This window comes from Dietzia sp. Cai40 (assembly GCF_014145165.1).
GTDB lineage: Bacteria > Actinomycetota > Actinomycetes > Mycobacteriales > Mycobacteriaceae > Dietzia > Dietzia natronolimnaea.
In genome coordinates, this window is the sequence record NZ_JAALEB010000498.1 from 1 (window position 1) to 338 (window position 338).

Here is a 338-nt window from a genome sequence, read left to right on the forward strand (position 1 = left end):
TCGACCATCGCTGCGAGGGTGTCCTGAAGTCTTTGCACGCCCACAGCGGCTGCCGTCGCCGACGGCAGTCCTCGGAAGTCCTCGAGCGGGACCGGGTCCCCGACCAGCAGGGTGACCCGACGACGGCGGCCCAGCACCACCCTTCCTTCGTAGGCTGGTGCGATGGCCTGCACACCCCACTGGGCAACGGGGATCAATGGGGCTGACGTCTCGAGCGCGATGCGAACAGCACCCGACCTGAGCGACATCAGACGCACATCCGGTCGGTTCGTGATCGATCCTTCCGGATAGACGACGACAAGGGCGCCGCGATCCACTGCTTCGATCGCGGCGCGGAT

General features: G+C 66.6%; 1 protein-coding gene. It reads right to left on the reverse strand.

Annotated features, from left to right (window positions below; translation table 11 throughout):
- Positions 1-338, reverse strand: a 338-nt coding sequence (locus G6022_RS16380; RefSeq protein WP_182692043.1) for a 1-acyl-sn-glycerol-3-phosphate acyltransferase, incomplete at both ends; no start/stop codon positions are given.